The following is a 15643-nucleotide window of genomic DNA, read 5'->3' on the forward strand; positions in this document are numbered from 1 at the left end:
ATCTAAAGGTTGGCGAGAGCTAATTTTATCCCACGCATTTGATTATTTATTTTGCGTAGATGCAGCTTGTAAGGGGTATGTGTAAATAGAGTGAGAATTTTTGATAGGCAGCAATAAATGCTAACCATCCTTCAGCGTTTTCTATGCTTCACTTGGCTTTTGAGTATTTAAGTTAGTTATATTAATGGCTGGTTTTAAAGGCGCTTTTGTTAGCAGGTAGGATGTTATCTGAATATTTTAATGATTATGTGATTACCAAAGTTAGAATCAACGGCATTTGACGATACCGTGGGGAAGATTTGGATGACCACTTCCCACTCACTTTCGCCTTAATACTTCAAACTCTTGTTCAATGACTTCTTCTCTTTCGTGTATAGGCTTTAGCTGTTCTTCAAAGGCGTCATTTGGTTGCACGGGCCTTAAAAAGCCTGCTGCAATATATCTACAGTTGTGTTGTACTTTTTCAGTGCAATAGTCAGTGTTTAATTCTTCAACTTTTGCCTGATGCAGAGCATTTGAACAACCGCTTAAAAAACAAACTCCAAGGCCTGCAAGCAGTGCAGCTCTTGCTTTAGTAGATACGCTTTTACGGAGTAGTTCATGTTTTTGTTTTGCATCCATGATGATAGGGGCCTGTATTCGCAAACTTTCTACATCAAATGTAGCACACCGATTTTAAGATGTAACCCATTGGTGAGGCGTAAGCGCTTTGTGATGTTATTTAAAGGTTGGAGAAGTATCGCTGTAGATCAATTTGAGACTATTGAACTGCAGAATATTATCGAATTTTGGAGTAAAAGAGAAGGTGGTGGACGCTGCTGTGGCTCGTAATGAAGTTATTGAACCATCGAGTCTTATGAAGATTTGAGGATAAAAGATAAATTGGTGGACGCTACTGGGCTTGAACCAGTGACCCTCGCCTTGTAAGGGCGATGCTCTCCCAACTGAGCTAAGCGTCCGATAAAACTGAATTCGAAAAAAGAGTGGTGGACGCTACTGGGCTTGAACCAGTGACCCTCGCCTTGTAAGGGCGATGCTCTCCCAACTGAGCTAAGCGTCCATCTGTATTTCGCAATTCTAACAACAAGCAAGAGTGGTGGACGCTACTGGGCTTGAACCAGTGACCCTCGCCTTGTAAGGGCGATGCTCTCCCAACTGAGCTAAGCGTCCGTCTTGTTTGTTTACTTGCCTGGGCAAGTGGGGCGGTATTATAGAGTTGCTCGTGATAGTGTCAACAATAAAATTAAAGAAAATTACTGTATGCGCGAAAATTAAACATTTTGCTGCCTTTTTATATAAATTGATGAAAAGCGCACCGTTTTTTTGTCACGTATTTTTTCCTGAGCCTCCTAACAGTCTCAAATAGAGAGACAACGCAAACAACTATAAAGTGACATTCTCTACTGAGGTGAGTGTCTGTCCATTTTGCTCGCTTTACGAATACGAGTGTCTGTCCGCTTAACTCCCGCTTAACTCCTCGAGTGTCTGTCCGGTACACCCATATATTTTCCATGATTGTTTTAGCGGGATGTTGAATGACACCTGAGTATTAAATACTGCAGAGTGAATGAAGCGGCTTTTGTCGTAACACTTACGCTGGTAGAATAAGGGCAAATAAGTTCTGAATTAACTATAGAGAGTATTCATGTCGGTTGTAACACGATTTGCACCTAGCCCAACGGGGTATCTTCATGTTGGGGGCGCACGCACAGCGCTGTATTCTTGGCTTTATGCGAAAAGCAAAGGCGGTGAGTTTGTACTTCGCATAGAAGATACAGATATTGAACGTTCTACTGAAGAAGCTAAACAAGCAATCTTAGACGGCATGCAGTGGCTTGGCTTAACCTGGGACACAGGCCCGGTTTATCAAACAGAGCGTTTTGACCGATACAAAGAGCTTATCCAAAAGTTACTAGACGAAGGTAAAGCGTACAAATGCTTCATGAGTTCAGAAGAGCTTGATGCTATTCGCGAAGCACAAAAAGAAAAAGGTGAAAAACCTCGCTATCCTGGAACATGGCGCGACAGAACAGACCACCCTGAAGGGCAGCCATTCGTTATCCGGTTTAAAAATCCGCTAGATGGGTCTGTTGAGATAAAAGACCATGTGCGCGGCACCATAGAAATCAGTAACGGTGAACTTGACGATCTTGTTATTCAGCGTACTGATGGAACGCCTACTTATAACTTCTGTGTTGTTGTAGATGATTGGGATATGGGTATTACTCACGTTGTACGCGGCGAAGATCATATCAATAATACTCCGCGTCAGATTAATATTCTTCACGCACTAGGCGCACCTATTCCTGAATACGCTCACGTATCTATGATACTTGGCGATGATGGTAAGAAATTGTCAAAGCGTCATGGCGCTGTTAGCGTAATGCAGTATCGCGATGATGGCTTTTTACCACAGGCGGTGTTGAACTACCTTGTTAGGCTAGGTTGGTCACACGGCGACCAAGAAGTATTTACTCTTGATGAAATGATTGAGCACTTTAGCCTAGATGGAATAGGGCAGTCTGCTTCTGCATTTAACACAGAGAAACTTATTTGGTTGAATCAGCATTACATTAAGTCTATGCCAGCAAGTGACGTTGCCGCTCACGCAAAATGGCATTTTGACCAGTTGAATGTGGATGTAACCGCGGGTCCTTCTCTTGAATCGGTTATTGCGATACAAGCCGACCGCGTGAAGACGCTCAAAGAGCTGGCGGAGATCTCGACGTACTTTTATCAGGATTATGATGAATTTGACGCCAACGCCGCGAAAAAGCATCTTCGCCCAGTGGCAAGAGGACCATTAGAGCTGGTGAAAGATAAGCTATTAGCACTTGGAGAGTGGACGCCAGCGAGTATTCAAGCTGCGATAAATGCCACGGCAGAAGAACTTGAAGTTGGTATGGGAAAGGTAGGCATGCCGCTACGTGTAGCTTCCACAGGCAGTGGTAATTCTCCCTCGCTAGACGTGACATTAAATCTGCTCTCAAAAGAGAAAGTTGGTGAGAGAATCGACAAAGCGCTTACTTTTATAGCAAACAGAGAAAATTCATAAAAAAACCGTTGACATGGCAGGGGGGGATGCCTAGAATGCGCCCCGCTGTCACGGAACAGTCATAATGAATTGACTACGACACGACGGGGCCATAGCTCAGCTGGGAGAGCGCCTGCATGGCATGCAGGAGGTCGGCGGTTCGATCCCGCCTGGCTCCACCAAGTTACACATCGTGCCTAGCATGATAGAGAGAATATCTTGTAACTTAGTAGGCTAACTGATAGCTCGGGTTGAGTGCAATCAGTTGCGACAATATTTCATTGCATCGTTGCTTATTTAGTGAATTTACGGTGTAACTGATTCAACCGTTTACGTTTGAATAGATTTATTGTCCCCTTCGTCTAGAGGCCTAGGACACCGCCCTTTCACGGCGGTAACAGGGGTTCGAATCCCCTAGGGGACGCCATTTAATCGCGTCACGGTCGGTCAATACCGTGAAATAGGCTGGAGTTTTTTAAACTTCTGACTGAAAGTTTAGTAAGGAAAAGGTCGCTCAGTTCGCTGGCTCACTTCGCCTTACTGAAAATCTCGAAAGCGTAGCTTTCGAAAGAAGATTTTCAGTCCCCTTCGTCTAGAGGCCTAGGACACCGCCCTTTCACGGCGGTAACAGGGGTTCGAATCCCCTAGGGGACGCCATTTAATCGCGTCACGGTCGGTCAATACCGTGAAATAGGCTGGAGTTTTTTAAACTTCTGACTGAAAGTTTAGTAAGGAAAAGGTCGCTCAGTTCGCGGGCTCACTTCTCCTTACTGAAAATCTCGAACGCGTAGCTTTCGAAAGAAGATTTTCAGTCCCCTTCGTCTAGAGGCCTAGGACACCGCCCTTTCACGGCGGTAACAGGGGTTCGAATCCCCTAGGGGACGCCATTTAATCGCGTCACGGTCGGTCAATACCGTGAAATAGGCTGGAGTTTTTTTAAACTTCTGACTGAAAGTTTGGTAAGGAAAAGGTCGCTCAGTTCGCTGGCTCACTTCACCTTACTGAGAATCTCGAAAGCGTAGCTTTCGAAAGAAGATTTTCAGTCCCCTTCGTCTAGAGGCCTAGGACACCGCCCTTTCACGGCGGTAACAGGGGTTCGAATCCCCTAGGGGACGCCATATCGAAAAAACCAGCCAATCGGCTGGTTTTTTTGTTTTAGCGCTTACATTTTGTGAACGTGCATTCCTTAAGTGTAAAACCTCTCTATCGTCGTTCACTGTTTTCAATAACGTCACCCCTCAATTCCATCCATTTCTGCTTTTTATTTGACTCTTCTAATCTACATTAATCTTACACCAACGGTATTATGCTCTTGCTTCTGGATGAAGGGGGTTGAATATTTTGAGTGTCTGTCCATTTTTAAACGAGTGTCTGTCCGCTTTCATTTACTTTTTTGAACGAGCGTCTGTCCGCTTTCATCAAAGCTTTCATTGTGCCTTATTTAACGGGGAGCACTTTGAAGGTGGCAACGTTAAGTTCACAAAAATGTATTCGGTGTACAGTCAGAATTACTGCCAGAACCCAGTTGGGTGGGCGATATCACATACTTTAGGAAATACAGGTGATATCATAACGTTATTGATTGAATGACGAACAAAGAGGCTATTATGCAAAATTACTCAATCGGCACTGCGGGAAAACCGTGGGGCGAGAAAGAAAAAGCACAGTGGTATGAGCAGCAAAGCGTAAAGCGCAGTGTAAAAGAGGAAGTGTTTACTAAGTTACAAAACATTATTCCCGAAGGTTTCAGGTTACAGCAATACGGCGCATTACCCTATGATGAAGCGCGCTACCCATTGTATGCAGTAGTGCCTACGTCATTTGACAGTTCCAAACCATCTGCATTAGTCACAGGCGGTGTACATGGCTACGAAACGAGCGGTGTGCAAGGCGCATTGAAGTTTATTGAAACTAAACTATCAGGTTATGCCGCAAGCGTTAACATTTTTGTAGTGCCCTGTGTTAGTCCATGGGCCTACGAAACAATCAACCGATGGAATCCGTTAGCCATCGATCCAAATCGTTCTTTTTATCCTGATTCACCAGCTCCTGAATCTCAGCAGTTGATGCAGTTTGTGACGTCGTTAAAGACAGATCTCTCTTTGCATATCGACTTGCATGAGACTACTGATACAGATAATAGTGAATTTAGGCCCGCGTTAGCAGCTCGTGATGGAACTGATCACGACAACTGGAATATACCAGATGGGTTCTATACGGTAGCGAATACACCAAACCCACAGCTTGCTTTCCAACAGGCCGTCATCGAGGCTGTTAAAGGCGTTACTCATATAGCGCCACCTGATGAAAGTGGAAAAATTATAGGTGCTGACGTCGTGAGTGAAGGGGTTATTTGTTACGACAAGAAATCTCTTTTTCTTTGCGGTGGAATGACAGATGCAAACTTTGTTACTACAACCGAAGTGTATCCAGACAGCGATAACGCTACGCCAGAAAATTGTAACGATGCGCAAGTGACGGCGGTATGTGCTGCACTTGACTTTATAATGTAACTTTCACGATACGGTAACGCGCATATTTACATTTGGATGCTTGAACGTTTAGACGTCTAGATGTATATTGGGCCTTCTTTCAGAGGAGGCTCATTGTGTTTACTTTTTCAGCAGTCATTTATGACGGTAATAAACAGTCTTTAGTAAGACATAATTGTCAAACAGACTCAGAGTTTTCTGCATATCTTGAGGCGCGCTACGGTTGTTATGTTTGTCTATGGTCGAATAAAGAGCTATCAGAGAACACGCTAGCTAATATAGCGGCCACAAAAAAGTTACAGTAACCATCTTGAATAAAGTAGTAGAATGAATAACCCCATATCTCCTTGTAAAGCGCAGTGTAAACTCACTGATGACGATATCTGTATTGGCTGCAATAGAACCCTAGATGAGATTGTAAATTGGGCGTCGTATACCCTTGAGCAAAAAAATGCGATATTCCAGCGACTCAACACCCTCGAAGATACTGATTAGCTTAAGTGAGCTTAAAGTGGACACACACTCGTTTTATTTAAAACGCTCATCTTTTTTCTCAAACGCTTCGAAACGGTATATATAAGCAACTTCTTGGGCACCTCTCAGGTCTACCTCTGCCGGGGAAAATATTATTAACTTTAGCCGCATAGCGACCAGCCTACCTTTTTGATACACTCCCGCCGATTTTTCTTACTTATCTTGAGCTCAATTTCGAATGAAAATAATGCTGGCCCCGATGGAAGGGGTAGTCGACCATCTAATGAGAGACATGTTGACCCGCGTTGGCGGGTTTGATCGATGTGTGACGGAGTTTGTTCGTGTTGTTGATCAAAAGCTACCTAAAAAGACCTTTTATAAAATTTGTCCAGAGCTTCATACAGATGGCAAGACTGCCTCAGGTGTGCCTGTGCGTGTTCAGCTATTAGGGCAGCACGCACAATGGTTAGCAGAAAACGCTGAAACTGCTGTTGAACTTGGCTCTCCCGGAGTCGATCTAAATTTTGGATGCCCTGCTAAAACCGTCAACAAAAGTAAGGGCGGAGCAGTTCTGTTAAAAGAAACTCAAACGCTATATGACATTGTAAAGGCAGTGCGAGACGCCGTACCGCAACATATTCCGGTGTCGGCAAAAATTCGTTTGGGGTTTGAAGACAAATCACTAGCCGTTGATAACGCCATTGCTATAACAGAAGCAGGCGCTTCAGAATTGGTGGTGCATGCCCGTACTAAAACAGAGGGCTATAAACCGCCAGCATACTGGGATTGGATAGCGAAAATTAAGCAGCACACCGATATTCCGTTAGTCGCAAATGGCGAAATATGGAATGCTGATGACGCCCAAAAATGCCAAGCACAATCTGATTGTATCAACCTCATGGTTGGTCGAGGCGCTCTCGCTATGCCTAACCTTGCACGGGCAATAAAATTTGGCGATACTCCTATGCCGTGGCCGGAATTGGCCGCGTTGCTTATTCAATATTCGGGTTATGAAATCTTTGGCGATAAGGGACGGTATTATCCAAATAGAATTAAGCAGTGGTGTGGGTATCTAAAAAGACAGTACCCTGAAGCAGACATTCTTTTCAACGACATAAGACGTCTTACCAACTCACAAGATATTGTTGACGTGCTAGCTCGTCAGTCTTCCCAGTAAACAGCGGGTTTATCCCAGAGCTACTTGGTTTTAGTGACTCAATTGTCTACTCTCAGATAAGGACATAACGCACACGTTATGTCCTTATCTATAAAACCATAATCATAACAATTGCTCTGGGGTACACATGAAACTAACACCAACGAAGCTTACGCTTCTGTTGGCTTGTACTATGTCTTTGCTAACAGCAGGATGCAGTAAACAAGCCGACAACGATAACGCTAAGGCACCAAAGGTCACCATAGACCCAAATCCTTATCCAAGTACTTACATGCCCATTGAAGGCCAGCCAACGCTTATCACCAATGTCACCATATTAGATGGTGTAGGTAACCGTATAGAAAACGGCAGCATTTATTTTGCAGGCGGAAAAATTCAAGCACTAGCTGAAAGTGGACAGACACTCGAAGTGCCTGATGAAACAGCTGTCATTGACGGTACTGGTAAGTGGGTTACTCCTGGCATTATCGACAACCACAGTCACTTGGGCGTATACCCTTCTCCATCTACACGCTCGCACTCCGACGGCAATGAAATGACCAACCCAGTGACCGCACAAGTATGGGCAGAGCATTCGGTATGGCCTCAAGACCCAGGTTTTGGACGCGCACTGGCTGGCGGTGTTACGTCACTACAAATTCTACCTGGCTCAGCCAACCTTTTTGGTGGCCGCTCAGTAGTATTAAAAAACGTTCCCAATAGAACGATGCAAGATATGAAATTTCCCGATGCTCCCTATGGAATGAAGATGGCGTGTGGTGAAAATCCCAAGCGGGTTTATGGCCAAAAAGGCGGCCCCATGACTCGCATGGGGAACGTTGCAGGTTATCGACAGGCTTGGTCTGATGCACAAGACTACATGCGAAAATGGGACAAGTATGAGACTGATTATGAGGCGGGTAAAGACGCTAAGGCGCCCAAACGAGATTTAAAGCTTGAAACGTTAGCGGGCGTACTCAATGGCGATATTCGTGTGCACATGCATTGTTATCGTGCTGATGAGATGACGGTAATGATGGACGTAATGCAAGAGTTTGATTATCAGATAGGTACCTTTCATCACGCTGTTGAGGCTTATAAGATTGCTGACAAGCTGAAAGAAAACAACGTGTGCTCAGCGATGTGGGCAGACTGGTGGGGCTTTAAAATGGAAGCTTATGATGGCATTAGGGAAAACATTCCCGCAGTGCACGCCGCAGGTGCTTGTGCCATTGTTCATTCTGATAGTGACTTGGGGATACAGAGATTGAACCAAGAAGCTGCCAAAGCATGGTCTGACGGCAAACGAGTAGGTCTTGATATTCCGATGAAAGATGCGTGGACGTGGCTTTCAGCTAACCCTGCCAAATCGTTAGGTGTATTTGATAAGACGGGCTCGTTAGAAAAGGGCAAACATGCTGATGTGGTGTTATGGAACGGTAACCCATTTTCGACTTATGCCAAAGCTGAGCATGTTTATATAGATGGCGGACTTGCGTATTCATTGAGCGATAGTACGTCATGGCCGGTAAGTGACTTCGAGTTAGGTCAAGTAGGTGAGGGAGATACCAAGTGAAAAAGTTAATAGTATTATTAGCCGCGCTAACAATGACATCTTATGCTAATGCTGAAAACATTGCCCTTGTAGGCGGTGAAGTACACACCATGACATCTCAAGGTGTGATAGAAAATGGCACTGTGTTGTTGTCAGGTGGCCTTATAGATTCTGTGTTAGCTAACGGAGACGTGCCCGATGGCTACCGAGTCATAGATGCAAGCGGTAAAGTGGTTACTCCAGGTTTCATTGGTGCTTTAACATCGCTAGGCTTGGTTGAAGTGTCTTCATCATCTGGTGTGGTGGATGCCAGCATTGAGCTTACGCCTATATCAAAAACCGGCGCTGCATTTGATGTTCAATACGCAATAAACCCAGACAGTTCGCTTATCGCGATCACCCGTTTAGAGGGTATTACCTCGGCTGCCACCACCATGAATAGAAGCGACTATCTGTTTGGAGGTCAAGGCGCGGTAATCAATCTTGAGGGTCATCGCCTAGACGGTGAGAGCGCAAATGCTAACGAATATAAAAGCGAAAATAAAAGCGGACAGACACCCGTTTTAAAATCTGGCGCGTTTATGACAGTTGATGCGGGCAGCGATGGCGCGGAATTGTCAGGGGGCTCTAGAGCGTCACTATGGGTAATGCTCGATAAAGTTTTTGAAGAAGCGAAGCAAGCAAGTGATAACCTCTCGCCTGAAAAATCATGGTATGGCATAAACTCGCGCTTAGACGTGGCAGTGCTGAAAAGAGTGGTTGCTGGAGACATGCCGTTGTTTATGCGAGCTGATAGGGCCGCCGATATCCGACAGGTTATTGCGTTTAAAGACAGACACTCGTCGATTAACGTTGTGCTTGTGCACGGTGTTGAAGCATGGAGAGTAGCGAAGGAACTTGCTGGTGCTGATATTCCGGTTATTATCGACCCAGAATACAACTTACCAGGTGGGTTTGACCAAATGGGCGCAACCTTAACCAATGCTGCTCGACTCCATGAAGCTGGTGTGGAAGTCGCTATAGGCATGGATACTCATAATATTCGTTTGGCGGCGCAACATGCCGGTAATGCCGTTGCAAATGGTTTGCCTCATGAGGCTGGGTTAGCAAGCCTTACTAGCGTACCTGCGAAAATTCTGGGTCTTGAAAAGGAAGTAGGAAGTCTTCGCCAAGGCGCAAGAGCAGACGTTGTTATTTGGTCTGGTGATCCACTGGAGGTGACAGAGGCGGCTGAGTCGGTTTTCATTGGCGGTAAAGCCATTAAAATGGAATCTAGGCAAACGAAGTTGCGTGATAGATATATGTCGCTGCAACAAAAGAAACATGCCAACCCGTCGCAGTATGAGCGTGTTGAGTAATATTGCATAATCTTAGATGGAAAGCCGCACTTATATTTATTTACTCTAAGTGCAGCTTTTCATTTTAAGACAGATATTTGATAGCGTTTTTTACATTTGGCCTAGAGCCTCTCTTACATCCGTCCGCAAATTTACGCATTTTGTTCTCATTGCCCACCGGGCCTGAAAAGAATGTCTCAAAACGACTGGTTAATAGGCGCCATTTTTCTTGATCCATCCCTATTTTAGACAGTAAACCATGAGGCAATTTAGGTATCGTGCGTGTGCATTTATCTCTATGTGCTTTAAATGTCGCTTCTACCAGTGATATGTAGTCGTGATAGTTAAATGGTAAATGTGGCTGTGTTTTTATCGCCTGATCGATGAATAACATCAGGTACTTTGGCGTTTTTCTCACTCTTTGCGCGTTCATTCGATAATGAATACTGGTATGTTTAGAGGTCTGAAGAGATGTTGCGATATTCGATCTAATTGGATTTAGGTCGACATAGGCCATGACCGCAGCGAGCGCTTTTTCATCTAATATAGCCTGAGAGCGAAATCGCCGTTCCCAAAAGTAACCAGTACACTCATCTTCTTTATTCGCTCTTCTTGCGATGTATTCATTCAATAGCCGCATGAACCAACTAATGTTTTGTAGTCTTTCCCTGTACTGAACCGACAGTGCTTTAATTTCATCACTCTCTTTTTCAGTGAACGCCTGATGTTGATCATCTAAATATCGCTGAACAATCGGTGGACATTTATAAAACATTCTCCATCGCAATAACACTTCATCCATCGACCAGCCATCAGCACGTCCTTTTGCGATGTGTAGCACTACATGAATGTGATTGTGCATAACGGCATAAGCACATAGATCGATGGCAAAAGCTTGAGATAATTTATGTAATCTATCTGTAATCCACTTTCTCCTGTGCTCATAGTTGGCTCCCGTACGCTTGTCCTTGCCGCACAAAAACGACTGCCTTACGCAACGTGAGGTGCAATGATAATAAGGAGTAATGTCTGTGTTGATTTGCTTGTAGCGCGGTAAAGGCATATCCATATCCCAATGTTTTCTTAGTATTATGAATAAAAAGTATGGGATGTGAACTGAGCTTTAGAGCAGGATTGGCTTGTTTTTTGTCGTTTATGAAATGAAGTCGGGAAAAAGGAGAGCGATCGAAGCATGTTGTAGTTACGGCGAAGCAACAGTGGACAGACGCAGCAACAGTGGACAGACACTCATTGCAGAAACAGTGGACAGACACTCATTGCAGAAACAGTGGACAGACACTCATTGCAAAACGAGTGTCTGTCCACTGTAATTTTTCACTGTAGTTTTTAAAAGTAGTACAAATTTAATTACGCAAACACATCAACACGGCTACCCAGACGACTATCGCTTCTATTTGAGGAAGTCTCGTTAGACGCTCTAGATTCACTAATCTGATTGGTCTGCTCACTGCGCTGTTCTTGGCGCTGTGGTGCTTGTGGCGTCGATTCTAAAATTGTAGACACCGGCGAAGAATTTATTGAAGAAATGTCCATAATGCCCCTTTATTAGTTAATTCTATTAATAGAAAGTAGCACAAATATTATTCAGCTATTATTAAACTTCGTAAATTACTGTCCATAAGCTCAGCTATTTTCGGCTGTGCCTCAGCATTTGGATGGATCCCATCGTTTTGCATCATTGACTCGTTAAGTGCGATAGTCTCAAGAAAAAACGGTATTAATGGTATCGAGTATTTGTCTGCAATAGTGTCAAAGCTTTCCATAAACATAGTGGTATATCGTTTGCCGTAGTTCGACGGTATCTGCATCTGCTGTAAAAAAACGGTGGCGTCACTTTGCTGAGCAACCTGAACTAGCGAGTCCAAGTTATTTCTAATCTTCGTTATATTGTGACCTTGAAGCCCATCATTTCCTCCAAGTTCGATGAAAATGTGAGTTGGCTTATGCTGCTCAATAAGACGTGGTAACCTGGCAAGTCCGCCATCTGTCGTTTCACCGCTCACCGCAGCATTTACAATATCAATCGGAATGTTGTCGTCTTGCCAGCGTTTTTGTAACAAACTAACCCAGCCTTGTTCTTGTTGAAGACCGTAGGCTGCCGACAAACTGTCTCCAACAATGAGCAATGTTGCTTCATCTGCACCCTGTGATGGGCTTTCTTGATCTGAAAGCGCCTGAAACGGTATTAAAACAATGAATAAAATCGCAATAATTTGACGATAACTTACGAACAAATTGATGACCCCTTATGATAAAAACAAGCACGGTAACGAAAACAGTAAATACGAGTGAAGGTTCGCTACAGATCCTTCAGCCAATCTCCTTTGAAGTCAAGTCTGGTGAGTCCGTTGCAATTATTGGTGCGTCAGGCTCCGGAAAATCAACGCTTCTTGGTCTGTTAGCTGGCCTGGATGAAGTGACGAGTGGTGAAATCTATCTTGATAATGAAGCACTCCATACGATGGATGAGGAGCAGCGGGCAGTTTTAAGAGGCAGTAAAGTAGGCTTTATCTTCCAAAGCTTCATGCTGGTTCAAAGTTTAACGGCGCTCGAAAATGTGATGTTACCTGCAGAAATCTCAAACCTTGATAAACCGAAAGAATTGGCAATGAAAATACTAGAGCAAGTTGGGCTAGCCCATCGTGCGCATCATTTTCCTAATCAGCTTTCTGGTGGAGAGCAGCAGCGCGTTGCCATTGCACGAGCCTTTATCACATCACCAAAAATTTTATTTGCCGACGAACCTACCGGTAACCTAGACGCTAAAAATAGCGATAAAATTGAAGAACTACTTTTTGAGTTAAACCGAAATACAGGCACCACGCTGATTTTAGTAACGCATGACAACGAATTGGCGGCGCACTGCGATAGGCAGCTCACCATGCACGCCGGTGAACTAAAAGAAACGACGCCCTCATCCACATCGCCTAGTGAGGTGAGCTAAATGCCTATGACGTTTAATCTCGCTTGGCGACTTTTTAAGCATGAAGCGCGACGGGGCGAACTCACTATTATTTTGCTTGCCATAGTGCTATCGGTAGGTGCGGTCCTTTCTCTGTCTCTTTTCAGTGAACGTTTACAAGGTGCATTGAAATCACGTTCAGCAGCGTTTATCGCCGCCGATGCCCAGCTTCGCTCCGATAAGCCAGTTGATGAAACGTGGCTATTAAAAGCGAAAGATGAGGGCCTTGATACCGCCAGACAAGTTTCAACTCGCTCTATGGTGTTTAAAGGCGATGCAATGTCCCTTGTAGACTTACGTGCTGTAAATAACAACTACCCGCTAAAAGGAATGGTGAGCGTGGCTGACGCCCCTTTTGGCGCAAAAAAGGATATAGACGCATTACCGGCCTCTGGCGAGGCCTGGGTGCAGTCTAGGCTCTTTCAAACGCTCAAGCTCAATGTGGGCGACGCTATTGATATTGGCGAGGTAAAGCTTATCGTAACCCGCGTGCTGTCTGATATCCCAGATGCTGGATTTAGTGTGTTTAACACCGATCCGATAGTATTGATGAGTTTAGATGATTTGGAGGCCGCTGAGATAACAGGGCCAGGAAGCCGAGCTCGTTACGTCAGTTATTTTGCGGGCGATACCAGTAGCGTCAAAAGTTATACCTCGTGGCTTCTTCCTCAACTTAACGACGACTTACACTCATGGCGCACTGTTGAAGACGACGAATCAGCTATTGGTCGCTCGGTGGCCAGTGCTGAGCGATATTTTTTGCTTGCCAGTCTACTCGCTATTGTTTTAGCTGCAGTGTCGATTGCCGTTGCTGCTCAGCGATATGCACAGCGTCATTTTGACCCTGTTGCAATCATGAAAACCTTAGGCGCAACAAAGCAAACAATCCGCAAGGTGTATTTAATTCAAATACTCTTTATCACGTTGTTAGGAATCGCCATTGGGTTGATTATTGGCTTTATTGGCCAACACATTGTTGTGTCTTTAGTTGCCGATAGGGTAGACGTGTCGTTAAACGTATGGCACTGGCGCCCAGTGGTTATCGCCATTGCCACAGGGGCAACCTGTGCCGTTTTGTTCTCTTTGTATCCGCTGCTTCAGCTTTTTTCTGTACCGCCTTTACGCGTATTACGAAAAGATCTCGATGCGAGTTTACGCTCCAGAAGTATTCAGTTTGTGGCTTCTGGTGGCGCTATTTTTGCGCTTATGTGGATGTATAGCCAAGACCTGAAAATAAGCGTTATTCTTTTTGCCTCTGGCGCGGCGTTAGTAGCGGGGCTCCTAGTTGCTACTTATTTCCTTATTGCGCTGGGTCGAAAATTAGGGAGTGGCAAAATGGGGCCGTGGCAGCTTGCTTGGGCGCGTATTAAGCGAAGAGCCATGGACAATAGTGTGCAGCTTATTAGCTTCTCAATCACTATTATGCTGCTGCTTGTGGTGCTTGTGATGCGAAATGACATGGTGTCTCAGTGGCGCGCACAGTTGCCAGAGGGTACGCCTAATTACTTTCTAACAAATATCACACCCGATAATCAAGCCCGGTTGGACAGACACTTCGCTGATCAAAATGTTGATATCAATGAACTTTTCCCGGTTACTCGAGGCCGTTTTGTTTCGGTAAATGGTGAAGGGGTTAATACCGAAGTTTCTAAAGAGGAAGAATCATCTAATGAAGGAAGAAGAGGGTTAGGCCGAGAAGCAAACCTTACATGGGGCAACACGCTGCAAAAAGAAAACGAGGTTATAGAAGGTATTTGGCATGGTAACGTTGATTCCACATACTCTGAAGGCTGGTTTCCAGTATCGGTGGAAGAGGGCGTTGCCGAAAGGTTAGATATAAAAATGGGCGACTTGCTAAGCTTTAACGTGGGTAGCGAGATAGTTGAAACGAAAGTAACTAGCGTTCGCAAGGTGAACTGGCAAACGATGCAGCCTAACTTTTTCTTTGTGATACACCCAGATGCAATGAAGGCGTTTAGTCCTACCTATATTACGAGCTTTTACTTACCAACGGAGCGAAAGGCAGAGCTTACCAAATTGCTCAAACCATTTGCGTCTGTGACGATGTTTGATGTGGATGCTCGTATTAATCAACTTAGGGATATAGTGGAGCAAGTCTCTGTGGCAGTTGAGTTCATTCTAGTGCTAGTGCTTATGGCAGGCAGTTTAGTGCTCATAGCTCAAGTACAGGCAAGTATGGATGAGCGCCGACAAGAGATTGCAATATTGCGAACACTAGGTGCTAAAGGCAGTTTAATTCGTAAAAGCGTGGTTTTTGAATTCCTTATCATTGGTACCGTAGCGGGCTTTATGGCAGCACTGGCAAACGAGCTAAGTTTGTATATGCTGCAAACAAGCGTATTTCAAATGACGGCCAGTTTGCACTTAGAGTATTGGTTGGTCGCACCTGCTGTTGGTGCTCTGGTTGTAGGTATTCTTGGAGCTATAGGCTGCTGGCGTTTGCTTACGCTTAATACCGGAGAGATGCTGCGCAAAATGGTTTAATTTTGATTACTCTATGGACAGGGATGTTCTTAGTGCGAATAGTAGTCGGGTAATTAATTAGAAATTAAATCGGACAGACACTTATAAAAACCGGACAGTCACTTAAA

12 protein-coding genes and 8 tRNA genes are annotated in these 15643 nt (G+C 44.6%); 13 read left to right on the forward strand and 7 right to left on the reverse strand.

Annotated features, from left to right (window positions below; translation table 11 throughout):
* Nucleotides 1–318 precede the first annotated feature (318 nt).
* The 4 genes from V7R39_RS03575 to V7R39_RS03590 form a co-directional block, all read right to left on the reverse strand.
* Entirely contained in the window at nucleotides 319–621 is a 303-nt protein-coding gene (locus V7R39_RS03575; RefSeq protein WP_334028273.1) for a hypothetical protein, read from the reverse strand.
* 262 nt (nucleotides 622–883) lie between these two features.
* Nucleotides 884–959 (reverse strand) — tRNA-Val (locus tag V7R39_RS03580).
* Between the two features lie 25 nt (nucleotides 960–984).
* Nucleotides 985–1060: transfer RNA gene (locus V7R39_RS03585), tRNA-Val, on the reverse strand.
* 34 nt (nucleotides 1061–1094) lie between these two features.
* Nucleotides 1095–1170: transfer RNA gene (locus V7R39_RS03590), tRNA-Val, on the reverse strand.
* A gap of 475 nt (nucleotides 1171–1645) precedes the next feature.
* Between V7R39_RS03590 and gltX the strand changes: the two genes are divergently transcribed.
* The 11 genes from gltX to V7R39_RS03645 all read left to right on the forward strand — a co-directional run bounded on the left by gltX (nucleotide 1646) and on the right by V7R39_RS03645 (nucleotide 10069).
* Nucleotides 1646–3055 (forward strand): glutamate--tRNA ligase, encoded by a 1410-nt coding sequence (gene gltX, locus V7R39_RS03595; protein ID WP_334028275.1) that lies wholly within the window; start codon nucleotides 1646–1648, stop codon nucleotides 3053–3055.
* Nucleotides 3056–3140: 85 nt separating this feature from the next.
* Nucleotides 3141–3216 (forward strand) — tRNA-Ala (locus V7R39_RS03600).
* Nucleotides 3217–3385: 169 nt separating this feature from the next.
* Nucleotides 3386–3461: transfer RNA gene (locus V7R39_RS03605), tRNA-Glu, on the forward strand.
* Between the two features lie 154 nt (nucleotides 3462–3615).
* Nucleotides 3616–3691, forward strand: a tRNA-Glu gene (locus V7R39_RS03610).
* 154 nt (nucleotides 3692–3845) lie between these two features.
* Nucleotides 3846–3921, forward strand: a tRNA-Glu gene (locus V7R39_RS03615).
* A 155-nt stretch (nucleotides 3922–4076) separates the two neighbouring features.
* Nucleotides 4077–4152 (forward strand) — tRNA-Glu (locus V7R39_RS03620).
* Between the two features lie 489 nt (nucleotides 4153–4641).
* Nucleotides 4642–5547 carry a M14 family metallopeptidase gene (locus V7R39_RS03625; protein ID WP_334028277.1) on the forward strand — a complete coding sequence of 302 codons (906 nt, stop codon included), beginning with the start codon at nucleotides 4642–4644 and terminating at the stop codon, nucleotides 5545–5547.
* Nucleotides 5548–5853: 306 nt separating this feature from the next.
* The gene (locus V7R39_RS03630; RefSeq protein WP_334028280.1) at nucleotides 5854–6021 is read left to right on the forward strand and encodes a DUF1289 domain-containing protein; all 168 of its coding nucleotides are present in this window, start codon (nucleotides 5854–5856) and stop codon (nucleotides 6019–6021) included.
* Nucleotides 6022–6238: 217 nt separating this feature from the next.
* Nucleotides 6239–7177: a tRNA dihydrouridine(16) synthase DusC gene (gene dusC / locus V7R39_RS03635; protein WP_334028282.1), complete on the forward strand. Its 939-nt coding sequence runs from the start codon at nucleotides 6239–6241 to the stop codon at nucleotides 7175–7177.
* Nucleotides 7178–7349: 172 nt separating this feature from the next.
* Nucleotides 7350–8732 (forward strand): amidohydrolase, encoded by a 1383-nt coding sequence (locus V7R39_RS03640; protein ID WP_334028284.1) that lies wholly within the window; start codon nucleotides 7350–7352, stop codon nucleotides 8730–8732.
* A complete protein-coding gene (locus V7R39_RS03645) occupies nucleotides 8729–10069 on the forward strand; it encodes an amidohydrolase family protein (RefSeq protein ID WP_334028286.1) in 1341 nt (446 codons plus the stop codon). The genes V7R39_RS03640 and V7R39_RS03645 overlap by 4 nt, the downstream gene beginning before the upstream one ends.
* Nucleotides 10070–10133: 64 nt before the next feature.
* On the opposite strand, the gene V7R39_RS03650 is transcribed toward V7R39_RS03645, so the two are convergent.
* The 3 genes from V7R39_RS03650 to V7R39_RS03660 form a co-directional block, all read right to left on the reverse strand.
* A complete protein-coding gene (locus tag V7R39_RS03650) occupies nucleotides 10134–11117 on the reverse strand; it encodes a transposase (protein ID WP_334028288.1) in 984 nt (327 codons plus the stop codon).
* A gap of 299 nt (nucleotides 11118–11416) precedes the next feature.
* Complete coding sequence (locus tag V7R39_RS03655; RefSeq protein WP_334028290.1) at nucleotides 11417–11602, reverse strand: hypothetical protein; 186 nt, start codon at nucleotides 11600–11602, stop codon at nucleotides 11417–11419.
* Between the two features lie 47 nt (nucleotides 11603–11649).
* The gene (locus V7R39_RS03660) at nucleotides 11650–12303 is read right to left on the reverse strand and encodes an arylesterase (RefSeq protein ID WP_334028292.1); all 654 of its coding nucleotides are present in this window, start codon (nucleotides 12301–12303) and stop codon (nucleotides 11650–11652) included.
* Nucleotides 12304–12317: 14 nt separating this feature from the next.
* Here V7R39_RS03660 and V7R39_RS03665 point away from each other — a divergent pair, with 14 nt between their 5' ends.
* Both V7R39_RS03665 and V7R39_RS03670 read left to right on the forward strand, forming a co-directional pair.
* Nucleotides 12318–13013 carry an ABC transporter ATP-binding protein gene (locus V7R39_RS03665; RefSeq protein ID WP_334028295.1) on the forward strand — a complete coding sequence of 232 codons (696 nt, stop codon included), beginning with the start codon at nucleotides 12318–12320 and terminating at the stop codon, nucleotides 13011–13013.
* Entirely contained in the window at nucleotides 13014–15536 is a 2523-nt protein-coding gene (locus V7R39_RS03670) for an ABC transporter permease (protein ID WP_334028297.1), read from the forward strand. It abuts the gene before it with no gap.
* The last annotated feature ends 107 nt before the right edge of the window (nucleotides 15537–15643 follow it).

Source organism: Alteromonas sp. P256 (assembly GCF_036864455.1).
GTDB lineage: Bacteria > Pseudomonadota > Gammaproteobacteria > Enterobacterales > Alteromonadaceae > Alteromonas.

What these genes read in the sequence shown, in the direction of transcription:
- gltX (WP_334028275.1), top strand. Translation starts at nt 1,646, where the DNA reads ATGTCGGTTGTAACACGATTTGCACCTAGCCCAACGGGGTATCTTCAT.
- V7R39_RS03640 (WP_334028284.1), top strand. Translation starts at nt 7,350, where the DNA reads ATGTCTTTGCTAACAGCAGGATGCAGTAAACAAGCCGACAACGATAAC.
- V7R39_RS03575 (WP_334028273.1), bottom strand. Translation starts at nt 621, where the DNA reads ATGGATGCAAAACAAAAACATGAACTACTCCGTAAAAGCGTATCTACT.
- V7R39_RS03670 (WP_334028297.1), top strand. Translation starts at nt 13,014, where the DNA reads ATGCCTATGACGTTTAATCTCGCTTGGCGACTTTTTAAGCATGAAGCG.
- V7R39_RS03630 (WP_334028280.1), top strand. Translation starts at nt 5,854, where the DNA reads ATGAATAACCCCATATCTCCTTGTAAAGCGCAGTGTAAACTCACTGAT.
- V7R39_RS03665 (WP_334028295.1), top strand. Translation starts at nt 12,318, where the DNA reads ATGATAAAAACAAGCACGGTAACGAAAACAGTAAATACGAGTGAAGGT.
- dusC (WP_334028282.1), top strand. Translation starts at nt 6,239, where the DNA reads ATGAAAATAATGCTGGCCCCGATGGAAGGGGTAGTCGACCATCTAATG.
- V7R39_RS03655 (WP_334028290.1), bottom strand. Translation starts at nt 11,602, where the DNA reads ATGGACATTTCTTCAATAAATTCTTCGCCGGTGTCTACAATTTTAGAA.
- V7R39_RS03650 (WP_334028288.1), bottom strand. Translation starts at nt 11,117, where the DNA reads ATGGATATGCCTTTACCGCGCTACAAGCAAATCAACACAGACATTACT.
- V7R39_RS03625 (WP_334028277.1), top strand. Translation starts at nt 4,642, where the DNA reads ATGCAAAATTACTCAATCGGCACTGCGGGAAAACCGTGGGGCGAGAAA.